This window comes from Flavobacterium sp. K5-23 (assembly GCF_023278045.1).
Classification (GTDB): Bacteria; Bacteroidota; Bacteroidia; order Flavobacteriales; family Flavobacteriaceae; genus Flavobacterium.
Genome location: NZ_CP056783.1, coordinates 1803004 through 1814747, shown reverse-complemented (window position 1 = coordinate 1814747; position 11744 = coordinate 1803004). Strand labels below are relative to the sequence as shown.

General features: G+C 32.6%; 9 protein-coding genes. 7 read left to right on the top strand and 2 right to left on the bottom strand.

Going from position 1 to position 11744, the window contains the following annotated elements:
- Nucleotides 1-132 precede the first annotated feature (132 nt).
- The 6 genes from FLAK523_RS07890 (at nucleotide 133) to FLAK523_RS07865 (ending at nucleotide 7407) form a co-directional block, all read left to right on the top strand.
- Nucleotides 133-807, top strand: a complete 675-nt coding sequence (locus FLAK523_RS07890; protein ID WP_248902347.1) for a phosphoribosyltransferase — start codon at nucleotides 133-135, stop codon at nucleotides 805-807.
- A gap of 96 nt (nucleotides 808-903) precedes the next feature.
- Complete coding sequence (locus tag FLAK523_RS07885; RefSeq protein ID WP_248902345.1) at nucleotides 904-1557, top strand: dienelactone hydrolase family protein; 654 nt, start codon at nucleotides 904-906, stop codon at nucleotides 1555-1557.
- 168 nt (nucleotides 1558-1725) lie between these two features.
- Complete coding sequence (locus FLAK523_RS07880) at nucleotides 1726-2409, top strand: nitroreductase family protein (protein WP_248902343.1); 684 nt, start codon at nucleotides 1726-1728, stop codon at nucleotides 2407-2409.
- A gap of 44 nt (nucleotides 2410-2453) precedes the next feature.
- The gene (locus FLAK523_RS07875) at nucleotides 2454-3317 is read left to right on the top strand and encodes a DUF808 domain-containing protein (RefSeq protein WP_248902341.1); all 864 of its coding nucleotides are present in this window, start codon (nucleotides 2454-2456) and stop codon (nucleotides 3315-3317) included.
- 224 nt (nucleotides 3318-3541) lie between these two features.
- Nucleotides 3542-5077, top strand: coding sequence for a M20/M25/M40 family metallo-hydrolase (locus FLAK523_RS07870; RefSeq protein ID WP_248902340.1), 1536 nt, complete (start codon nucleotides 3542-3544; stop codon nucleotides 5075-5077).
- A gap of 71 nt (nucleotides 5078-5148) precedes the next feature.
- Nucleotides 5149-7407 carry a hypothetical protein gene (locus tag FLAK523_RS07865; RefSeq protein ID WP_248902338.1) on the top strand — a complete coding sequence of 753 codons (2259 nt, stop codon included), beginning with the start codon at nucleotides 5149-5151 and terminating at the stop codon, nucleotides 7405-7407.
- 179 nt (nucleotides 7408-7586) lie between these two features.
- Here FLAK523_RS07865 and carB read toward each other — a convergent pair whose 3' ends face one another.
- Together carB and rpmH are read right to left on the bottom strand one after the other, a co-directional pair.
- The gene (gene carB, locus FLAK523_RS07860; RefSeq protein WP_248902336.1) at nucleotides 7587-10439 is read right to left on the bottom strand and encodes a carbamoyl-phosphate synthase large subunit; all 2853 of its coding nucleotides are present in this window, start codon (nucleotides 10437-10439) and stop codon (nucleotides 7587-7589) included.
- A 158-nt stretch (nucleotides 10440-10597) separates the two neighbouring features.
- A complete protein-coding gene (rpmH, locus tag FLAK523_RS07855) occupies nucleotides 10598-10759 on the bottom strand; it encodes a 50S ribosomal protein L34 (RefSeq protein ID WP_248902334.1) in 162 nt (53 codons plus the stop codon).
- Nucleotides 10760-10926: 167 nt separating this feature from the next.
- Between rpmH and FLAK523_RS07850 the strand changes: the two genes are divergently transcribed.
- Nucleotides 10927-11442: a DUF2892 domain-containing protein gene (locus FLAK523_RS07850; protein WP_248902332.1), complete on the top strand. Its 516-nt coding sequence runs from the start codon at nucleotides 10927-10929 to the stop codon at nucleotides 11440-11442.
- Nucleotides 11443-11744 lie beyond the last annotated feature (302 nt).

Genomic DNA, 11744 nt, shown 5'->3' with positions numbered 1-11744 from the left:
ATACAAAACTTAACATATGGACTGAAATTATGAATTTAATGCAGACAAAGAAAAGGTTTCGGTTTTTATATCTATTTATTTTCCTAAATAAATGATAAAAAAGAGCATAACATTCTGATTTTCAATATCTTTATGTTAATTTTAATATCATTCCACAATACATTAGAAATTATGTATAACGAGATTTTAAAAAACAGGATTGAAGCTGGTTTATTACTTTCAGAAAAATTAGGAAAATACAAAAAAAGCGACAGTATTGTTCTCGCCATCCCCAGAGGCGGAGTTCCTGTAGCATATGAGATTGCAAAGAGTCTAGATCTTCCTTTAGATATAGCACTTTCAAAAAAAATAGGTCATCCAAATAACAAAGAATTTGCCGTAGGTGCAATATCATTAGATTCCATAATTATAGATAGACATCCCGAAGTTTCTAGCGCTTACATCGAAAAGGAAACCATTCGACTCAGGGAAATATTAAAAGAAAAAAATAGTTTTTATAGAGGAAATCGAATACCTCTTGATATAAAAGATAAAAATGTAATCATTGTTGATGATGGTATTGCAACAGGAAATACTTTATTGGTAACAATTGATATGTTGCGAAAAAGTAATCCAAAAAAAATTATTGTGGCAGTTTCAGTACTGCCTTTTGGAACCTTAAAAATATTTCTTGAAAAGGCAGATGAAATTGTGTACCTGATAGCTTCTAAAAATTTTAGAGCTGTAGGCGCTTTTTACGAAGAATTTGATCAGGTAAGTGATGACGAAGTGATAAATATGCTAAATAAAAGTAACACCACTAAATAATATTGAATCCAATAATTAAAATCATTTGTTTAGTTTTAATTCTAATAAAAATAGAAACATTGAAAAGAATTACAAATCCGTTTTTATAATTAAAATATGTCAATTATGGAAATCCTTGAAATCAACATCCCTTTATCTAACGTAACATTAAAGGGAAATTTAGTAATTCCTAAAAATGCAATAGGAATTGTAATTTTTTCACATGGAAGTGGCAGCAGTCGCTTCAGCCCAAGAAATAATTATGTGGCTAAAATGTTTCATCGCAGTAATATAGGCACACTGTTATTTGACCTACTTACAGAGGAAGAAGATGAGATTTATGAAAACAGATTTAACATCGATTTATTAGTCAGCCGATTAATCGAGGTTACAGAATGGCTTATGAAAAACGAAAACACTAAAGGGTATCCATTTGCTTATTTTGGGGCAAGTACTGGGGCAGCTTCTGCTTTAAGGGCAGCTGCTTATTTTGGCAACACCATAAAAGCCGTTGTCTCACGTGGAGGTCGACCAGATTTAGGTTTAAGCGCATTAGCATTAGTAACAGCACCCACACTACTTATTGTGGGCCAGATGGATGTTCCAGTTGTAATTATGAATAAACAAGCTTACGACGAAATAAATACAATAAAAGAAATGAAAACAATTCCTGGCGCTACTCATCTTTTTGAGGAGCCGGGAGCTTTGCAGGAAGTAGCTGAATCGGCGATAGATTGGTATAAAAAATATTTTAATAATAAAATGGAATAAATTTAACTTATATCCATCTCATTATTATACAAATCAATACCCAATCATACTTTAAAAAAAATCATAAACTCCAAAAGTAGTTGAACATACTGCTAATATGAGACATTCAAAATGTTGCTGCTCAAATAAATTTAATTACATTTGAGAATAAGAATAAAAACATTAAAAATGCCTGATAAAAAAATAATTGAAGACCACCCTTATATAGCATACAACAGACCTATATTAACAGACACCGAACTACTGAAGCGCTCTCAAGCCTTTTATGAATCAATGGATTCCAGACGTTCTGTTAGGGAATTTTCGAATAAAGAAGTGCCACGAGAAGTAATCGAAAACTTGATAAAAACGGCCTCAACAGCTCCTTCTGGTGCTCACAAACAACCTTGGACTTTTTGTGTGGTATCAAATCCCGAAATTAAAAAACAAATACGCATCGCTGCCGAAGAAGAAGAACTGGAAAGCTATGAATCCCGAATGTCGAGCGATTGGCTGGAGGATTTAAAGCCTTTGGGAACGGATTGGCGCAAACCATTTCTGGAAACTGCACCTTACCTTATCATCGTTTTTAGACGCATTTACGAATTTGGTCCTGAAGGAAAAAAGAAAAACAATTACTACGTACAGGAAAGTGTAGGCTTAGCAACTGGATTTTTATTAGCTGCAATACACCAAGCCGGATTAGTCTCCTTAACACATACTCCTAGTCCAATGGGCTTCTTGAGTAAAACCCTAAACCGCCCTGAAAACGAAAAGCCGTTTCTATTAATTCCCGTGGGATATCCTGCAGATGAATGCTGGGTCCCAGATTTAGGAAGAAAAGGAATAGATGACATTTGTGCTTTTTATTAATTAGAAAAATCCTAAATAAAAGGAATTAAAATAGAATTAAACGTATGGCTTCAGGATTTTTTGCACTATTAGATGATATCGCAGCTCTTATGGATGATGTTGCGGTAATGAGTAAAATTGCCACCAAAAAAACAGCGGGAATATTAGGAGATGATTTAGCTGTTAATGCTGAAAAAGCGTCAGGATTTGTTTCTTCAAGAGAAATACCTGTTTTATGGGCAATTACCAAAGGGTCCTTTTTAAATAAATTAATTATCCTGCCATTAGCATTTCTATTAAGTGCTTTTGTGCCTTGGGTAGTTACAGTAATACTTGTGTTAGGAGCTATTTACCTTGCCTATGAAGGTGCTGAAAAAATACACGAATATTTATTCCCACATAGTCATTCAGAAAGTAATATTAAAATCGAAATTCTAACCGAAGCTGAAATATTAATTATTGAAAAAGAGAAAATTAAATCAGCTATCGTAACTGACTTTATTTTGTCTGTAGAAATCGTAATTATAGCGCTTGGTACTGTATTAGGCAAACCCATCACTACCCAAATTATTGTAGTCTCAATCGTGGCAATTCTAGCAACAGCAGGAGTTTATGGTATTGTAGCCCTTATTGTAAGAATGGATGATTTAGGAATTAAACTGGTTAATAAAAAAAATAGTGCCTCAAAATTTATTGGAAATCTACTAATACAAGCATTACCCAAAGTAATTAAAGGACTTGCCTTTGTGGGAACAATAGCATTGATTTTAGTTGCAGGTGGAATCTTTATCCACAACATTGAATTTCTACATCATTTGGTAAATAGCATTCCTTCAATAATAGGAGAATTCATTATTGGATTAGTAATCGGAATAATTACTTTGATCGTTATAAAAACATTTAAAAAAGTTTTTAAAAAAAATCATTGAGTAAGGAAGAATAATCTAATTGGCACGTCTGAGAAATGAACTTGAAAAAGAAGATTGGAAATTATTCGAAAGCAAAACTTATTAGAACCATCTTAATTAGTTTAATATAGTTACCAGATGATTTTTAGAAAAGCATTAATAACATATTAGATTTAGAAATTTTTTAATGAATGACAATTATAAATAAATTGTTTTTTTAACACCTAACAAACTAAACTCATTTTATGAAAAAACATAGCCAAATTATTTTATTGTTAGTTTTGACAACACAACTACTTTCCGCTCAATCAGTAGAGAGTTTAAAAATAAAAAAATACACGCAAAAGAATGCAAACGAAATCATAACTGAATTTTCAGAATTTTTAAGATTGCCTAATGTTGCTTCAGACCCATTAAGTCTTCGTAAAAACGCCGATTTTATTATGTCAATGATGAATCGAAAAGGCATCAAGAACGTACAGCTTTTACACGGAGAAACTAAAAACAGTACTCCAGCTGTTTATGGAGAAGTACTTGTTCCAGGTGCAAAACAAACTTTAATTTTCTATGCACATTATGACGGACAACCTGTAAATCCTGCACAATGGGATCAAAATTTGAGTCCTTTTACTCCTAAATTATATACCGCTGCTATTGATAAAAATGGTACAAACATCCCTTTCCCTGTAGACGGAAAATACAATAACGAATGGAGAATATACGCTAGAGGTGCTTCTGATGATAAAGCTGGAGTTGACGCTATTATAAATGCTTACGACGCCATCAATAAAAGCGGATTAAAACCCACTTATAATATTAAATTCTTTTTTGAAGGTGAAGAGGAAGAAGGTTCTACCCACTTAGATGAGATTTTACAAAAAAATGCCCCTCTCTTACAATCCGATTTATGGGTAATATGTGACGGTCCTGTTCATCAGTCCGGTAAAAAGCAAATTTATTTTGGTGTTAGAGGTGACGCAAACATTGATCTCACTGTATATGCTTCAAAAAGACCATTACATAGTGGCCATTATGGGAACTGGGCGCCAAATCCTGCAATGATGTTAGCACAGTTATTAGCCTCAATGAAAGATAATGATGGTCGAGTGACAATAAAAGGCTTTTATGATGATGTGATTCCATTAAGTCCCTCTGAGAAAGCAGCATTGTTAGAAGTACCTTCTGTTGACGAACAAATGAAGACTGAACTTGGTATGGGTAGTCCAGAAATGAAAGGTAAATCATTAAGTGAGTCAATCAATCTGCCTTCATTAAATATAAATGGTATGCAAAGCGGCAACGTAGGTAAAATGGCTTCAAATCAAATCCCAACCACCGCGACAGCTGTGCTTGACCTAAGATTAGTATTAGGTAACGAATGGGAAAGACAACAGCAAAAAGTAATTAATCATATAAGAGAACAAGGGTATTTTGTCACTAGCAATGAACCTACAGATGAAGAAAGAAATTTACATCCAAAAATTATAAAAATAAATGCAAATGAAAATGGAATAAATGCGCAACGTACTTCAATGGATTTACCAATTATTAAAAAAGTCATTGCAGCAGTTAAAGCTACAACGAATGATCAAGTTGTATTGCAACCTACTATGGGCGGAAGTCTACCTTTGTATTTATTCGAAAAATACCTAAAAGGCAATACCGTTTCAGTTCCAATAGCGAATCACGACAATAATCAACATGCCGAAAATGAAAATATTCGACTTCAAAATTTATTTGATGGTATTGAAACTATGGGTTCAATTATGCTAATAAAATAGACTATCGTTTTTTTTTAGAAACAAGAACATATATAGCATTGAAAAATTGAAAAAATCATATAACGCATCTAATGAATCCAAAAACATTCTTTTTATTATTGCTTTACATCAGTACTGGATTCAAGGGCTATTCACAAATAAACAGCCTTGATAATAGCGATGTTATAGTTGAGAAACTAGAGGGATTATCAAGTAAACAATCTTTAGATAATGTGTATTTACAAACAAGTAAAGGAATATATGAAACTGAAGAAGATTTATGGTTTAAAGGATATCTATTAGACGCTCAATCACATTCTCCATCAGAACGCAGTAAAATATTGTTTGTACAATTAATTGAAGACAATACCAATTCCATTGTCTGGAAAGAAAAATTTGAAATAATCAATGGTTTTGTAGATGGACATCTATTTATAAATGATTCGCTTCAAGCTGGTAATTATACACTAGAGGCTTATAGTTCGCACTCCTTTTATAAAGATAGTAAAGAGTTTTGTGCTGTTCAGAAAGTGAAAATTCTAAAAAACATAACAGATAAACAGAAACCAGGAGATACAAAAAATAACAACATTACACATTTCACTATTTTCCCTGAAGGAGGTAATTTAGTTTTAAATATTGAAAACAAGGTGGCATTTAAAGCTGTAAATTCTGAAGGATTGCCCATTGATGTATCAGGTAAACTTTATGAAAATGACAACCCTTTATTAGATTTTAATAGTAAACATGCTGGTATGGGAAGTTTTTTATTCACTCCCAATGCTGACAAAAAATACCACATTCAAATAACAGATCCTAAAAACAATGAAAGATATAACTTGCCAGAAATTTTTCCTGACGGAAGAACATTACAACTAATATCAAACACAAAGGAATTTATAACATTCAAAGTAAGTCAAACTTCTAATTTAAAAAAAGAAGCAATTTTCTTAAGACTACAAATTAGAGGGGTTGTTTATAGTGTCGCAACTGCCAATTTAAACAAAGAACTACTCATTAAAATTCCTCTAAAAGATATTCCACAAGGTATTGCCGAAATAACTCTTTTTAATAAAGATGCAGAGCCTATAGCAGAGCGATTAGTATATGTAAATCAAGATATAAAACTAAATATTGAAACCACACTCGATAAAAAAATTTATAACACTAAAGAAACTTCTCTATTAAAAATTAAAGTAACCGACCAAAATGGCGAACCTGTAATCGCAAATTTAGGAATAAGCATATTTGATAAATTATATGAAGACAAATTAGAGCGAAAAAACATTCTTACTCATTATTATTTGTCCTCTCAATTAAATGGTACTATATACGATCCCGCTTATTATTTTAATAAAAAAAACAACAATAAAAACGAAGCGCTAGACTTATTATTGCTTACACAAGGGTGGAGACGCTATGTATGGAATGAAGAAAACTTAAAAGAACAACCACAAATGCTCCTTTCAGATGACATTAAAGGGCAAATCATTTCAGAAAAAAAAATTAAGAAAACTGAAAAACCAACTCAAAATTTTGTGATGGTCTTTACTTCAGACCTCCAGAATAACAAAGATATTATTATGACCGATTCTATAGGACGTTTTGTTGTTAATCATCATCATCTTATAGAAGCTGAAAGTGGCTATTTATACCTCAAACCTTTATCGTCTGAAAATAATAAAGTTAGGCTTAACATTAAAGACTCGTCATTTGATATAATAAAAAATAATCGAAATACAGTTTTCATAAACTATCCAATTTCAAAAATACAAGAAGAAACAACAATAGATACAAGTGAAATTTTTTCCATATCTAAAAATGTTAATCGTCTAAAAGAAGTTAAGATCAAAACAAAGAGTAAAAAGTTGTATCGAGACAAGTATTTGGGTTCACTAAATGAACTGACTAAATTAGATAATACTGATTATGTTTGCCACAATGGTCTTTTAAATTGCTTTAACCACCCAGGATCATATGATGTCAAACCTATTGACGGAAAATTATATTGGAGTTCAGATGGAACAAGAAAAATTCGATATGAAGGAAAGATTTTGAGTGAAAAAGAACTTATGGAAAAATTTAATTTAAAAATGCTAAAAGGATTTTATCGAAAAAGAGAATTTTACCAACCAATATATGAAGGCCAATCCGAATTAGACCATTTACCTGATTACAGGAATACCTTATATTGGAACCCATCAATTATTACTGATGAAAATGGAGAAGCTACTGTAACTTTCTATTGCTCAGATATAGAAACTTCTTTTACAGGAAATATAGAAGGAGTAAGTACCGAAGGACTATTAGGAAAAGCAAATTTTAATTTGAAAGTGAAGAAAAAAGAATAATTCAATAACTGATATTTTGTGAGTTCATTTGGTATAAATTCTGTGATTTAATGTTTTTAGCACATAAATTTTCATTTGCCATTCGTATTGATATTATTATGAAAAACAGTTACTTAAGAACATATAGATTCAAAAAAAAAAGCCCCAAACGGGGCTTTTTCAATATCAATTATTTAAGTTTATTTACTCAAATACATTTTTCTTCTAGAATATAATTCGTAGAATTGGTCGTCTTTTAAGTCATCAATAAACAAGATACTTTCTCCTGTTGATTTCATTTCAGGTCCTAATGCTTTATTTACATTAGGAAACTTACTGAAAGAGAAAACTGGTTGCTTAATGGCAAATCCTTTCAATTGTGGATTGAATTTAAAGTCGGTTACTTTATTGTGACCTAACATTACTTTCGTGGCATAATTTACATAAGGCTCTCCATACGCTTTTGCAATAAACGGAACCGTACGAGAAGCTCTAGGGTTTGCTTCAATGATATAAACTGTATCGTCTTTTATCGCAAATTGAATGTTGATCAAACCTACTGTTTTTAAAGCCAAGGCTATTTTCTTAGTATGGTCTTTAATTTGTTGCATTACAAATTCCCCTAAATTAAAGGGAGGTAATGTCGCGTTACTATCTCCAGAGTGAACTCCACAAGGCTCTATGTGTTCCATAATTCCTATGATATACACATTTTCACCGTCACAAATTGCATCCGCCTCTGCTTCTATCGCACCATCAAGATAGTGGTCTAAAAGTAATTTGTTTCCAGGAATCGTTTTCAATAAATTCACAACATGCTCTTCTAATTCTTGCTTGTTGATTACAATCTTCATTCCTTGTCCACCCAATACATAAGAAGGACGAATCAATAATGGGAAGTCCAAAACATCCGCTAAAGCAGAAGCTTCATCCGCCGTTTCAGCAATTCCAAACTGAGGAAAAGGAATTTTTAAATCCGTAAGTAATTCAGAGAATCTTCCTCTATCTTCGGCTAAATCCAAAGCATCAAAACTAGTTCCAATGATCTTTACTCCGTATTTAGATAGTTTTTCAGCTAATTTCAAAGCTGTTTGTCCACCTAACTGTACAATAACACCTTCAGGCTTTTCGTGAAGGATAATATCGTAGATATGCTCCCAGAAAACCGGTTCAAAATATAATTTATCAGCTGTATCAAAATCAGTAGAAACCGTTTCAGGATTACAGTTGATCATGATAGTTTCGTATCCGCATTCTTTAGCAGCTAGTATACCGTGTACACAAGAATAATCAAATTCGATTCCTTGTCCAATTCTGTTTGGTCCTGACCCAAGAACAATTACTTTCTTTTTATCAGTTACTATGCTTTCGTTATCTACGTAACGCTCGCCATTTGCTTTTTCAATCTCTGCTTCAAAAGTCGAGTAATAGTATGGTGTTTTTGCTTTGAACTCTGCAGCACAAGTATCTACTAATTTGAATACACGATTGATATTCAAATCCATACGTTTGCTATGCACTTCACTTTCTAAACAACCCATCATATGGGCAATCTGTCTGTCGGCAAATCCTTTTTGTTTTGCTTCAAGCATAAGCTCTTTTGGTAAAACATCCACTTTATAATTTGAAATTTCTTTTTCTAAAGTATAAAGCTCTTCGTATTGTTTTAAGAACCACATATCAATTTTAGTGATTTCATGGATACGGCTCAAAGGAATCCCCATGGCAATAGCATCATAAATCACAAAAACACGATCCCAACTTGCATTGGTTAGTTTCTCGATAATTTGTTCGTAGTTTGTATATCCTTTTCCGTCAGCACCTAAACCATTTCTTTTTATTTCCAATGATTGAGTCGCTTTGTGAAGCGCTTCTTGAAACGAACGTCCAATTCCCATAACTTCTCCAACAGATTTCATTTGGATTCCCAAAGTTCTGTCAGCTCCTTCAAATTTATCGAAGTTCCAACGCGGTATTTTCACAATCACATAATCCAAAGTTGGTTCGAATAAAGCCGAAGTTGATTTGGTGATTTGGTTTTGTAATTCATCTAGATTGTATCCTAATGCTAGTTTAGTAGCAATCTTAGCAATTGGGTACCCAGTCGCTTTCGATGCTAAAGCAGAAGAACGAGATACACGAGGATTAATTTCAATTGCAACGATATCTTCTTTATCATCAGGTGACACAGCAAATTGTACGTTACAACCTCCTGCAAAATTCCCGATACTACGCATCATCAAGATAGCATAGTCACGCATTCTTTGGAAAGTAGTGTCAGACAAAGTCATTGCTGGGGCAACCGTTATTGAATCTCCAGTATGAATTCCCATTGGATCCATATTTTCGATCGAACAAATGATGACAACATTATCGTTTTTATCTCTTAAAAGTTCTAATTCATATTCTTTCCATCCCATTAATGCCTTATCAATCAAGACTTCGTGAATTGGTGATGATTCTAAACCTCTAGTTAAAAGGGCGTCAAAATCTTCTTTTTTATAAACAACAGCTCCTCCAGTTCCTCCAAGAGTAAACGAAGGACGAATTACTAATGGGAAACCAAATTCTTGTGCAATTTCTTTTCCTCTAAGGTAAGATGTACAAATTTCTGCAGGGGCAGAAGGAACACCTATTCTAGCTAGAAGTTGTTTAAATTGCTCTCTATCCTCAGTAATATTGATGGCATTTACATCTACACCAATCATTTTTACGCCAAAATCTTGCCAGATTCCTTTTTCGTCCGCTTCAAGACACAAGTTCAAAGCCGTTTGTCCTCCCATAGTAGGCAATACAGCATCAATTTGCGGATGCGCCTTAAGGATTTCAATAATGGATTTGGTAGTCAATGGTTTTAAATAAATATGATCGGCCATAGAAGGGTCGGTCATAATTGTAGCGGGATTCGAATTTATCAAAATGACTTCAATTCCTTCTTCACGTATAGAACGTGCAGATTGTGATCCTGCGTAATCAAATTCGCAAGCTTGACCAATAACAATAGGTCCTGAGCCTATAATTAATACTGATTTAATGGATGTGTCTTTTGGCATTTTTTTGTGTTTAATATGTTGTGTAGTTATTTTTTTAAGCAGGCCAAAGTTACTCAACTTTAACCTTTTAAGCCTAATCCTTAGAATTATTTTAACGATTAGGTATAAAAAAAGGCGATACTAAAAAAAGTAACGCCTTATCTATGTTTATACAAACATTATTTTTTATGTCTTGGTTCACAAGAAACAGTCAACTTATGTCTTCCTTTAGCTCTTCTTCTAGCAAGAACTTTTCTTCCATTCGGAGAAGCCATTCTGTCCATAAATCCGTGCTTATTTCTTCTTTTTCTTTTCGATGGTTGAAACGTTCTTTTGCTCATTGCTTAGTATCTTTAAAAATCTTAATTTATATGTCTTTAGTTGTTTTGGATGACATCATCCTCAAACCGAGTGCAAATATACAAAGACTTTTTTTTCTCGCAAGTAGTTTTATGAAAATATTTTTAATTCCTTTTACTATCTTTGCAATCTTAAATATAAACACACCATGTTAAACAAGAATATCAAACTTATTATCGCTGGACTTATTATAGTTACTGGCTTTTGGCAATTTACGGAGAGCAATATTGGTAATGGGATTTTCCTAATATTATTATCAGCATTTCCTATTTTTCTTTACTTCAAGAACGAATTTATCTTACTTGCCTTCTTAAAATTGAGAAAACAAGATTTTGAAGGAGCAAAAAAATGGCTGACATTCATTAAAACTCCAGAAACTGCATTGGTACAAAAACAACAAGGGTACTTTAATTACCTACATGGAATTATGCTTTCGCAAACTAATTTAACGCAGGCGGAGAAATATTTTAAGAAAGCAATCGAATTAGGCCTATCTATGGATATGGATTTGGCTGTTGCCAAATTAAATCTTGCAGGAGTAGCAATGTCTAGAAGAAGAAAACTAGAAGCCACAACGCTACTTAACGAAGCAAAAAAGCTGGACAAACAAAATATGCTGAAAGATCAAATCAAGATGATGAAAGATCAGATGAAAAAAATATAATACAAATAAAAGGCGATTAGTAAATAATCGCCTTTTTTTATTTAATGTTGTCTTGTCCTGAAATAGTGATTAACAAAAACAATCGTTATAAAAAACACTAATAGGTAAGACCTAACCTAGTTGAATATAGTAGGCTTTTAACACTTCAAAACATTTGAGCAAATATTTGTCTGTAATAAATACTTTAAACAAGACAAGATTCGTAATAAAGCTATTACCCTACTCCATTTAAGAAAATTTGACAACTTTAACAAAAAAATCTATTCCTTTAATTTTATTAAAAAGTCAGGCCTTTTCTTTTT

Bases quoted from the DNA above. Each gene is read 5' to 3' on its own strand.
- FLAK523_RS07875 (WP_248902341.1), top strand. From the start codon at position 2,454: ATGGCTTCAGGATTTTTTGCACTATTAGATGATATCGCAGCTCTTATG.
- rpmH (WP_248902334.1), bottom strand. From the start codon at position 10,759: ATGAGCAAAAGAACGTTTCAACCATCGAAAAGAAAAAGAAGAAATAAG.
- FLAK523_RS07870 (WP_248902340.1), top strand. From the start codon at position 3,542: ATGAAAAAACATAGCCAAATTATTTTATTGTTAGTTTTGACAACACAA.
- FLAK523_RS07850 (WP_248902332.1), top strand. From the start codon at position 10,927: ATGTTAAACAAGAATATCAAACTTATTATCGCTGGACTTATTATAGTT.
- FLAK523_RS07885 (WP_248902345.1), top strand. From the start codon at position 904: ATGTCAATTATGGAAATCCTTGAAATCAACATCCCTTTATCTAACGTA.
- FLAK523_RS07890 (WP_248902347.1), top strand. From the start codon at position 133: ATGTTAATTTTAATATCATTCCACAATACATTAGAAATTATGTATAAC.
- FLAK523_RS07865 (WP_248902338.1), top strand. From the start codon at position 5,149: ATGAATCCAAAAACATTCTTTTTATTATTGCTTTACATCAGTACTGGA.
- carB (WP_248902336.1), bottom strand. From the start codon at position 10,439: ATGCCAAAAGACACATCCATTAAATCAGTATTAATTATAGGCTCAGGA.
- FLAK523_RS07880 (WP_248902343.1), top strand. From the start codon at position 1,726: ATGCCTGATAAAAAAATAATTGAAGACCACCCTTATATAGCATACAAC.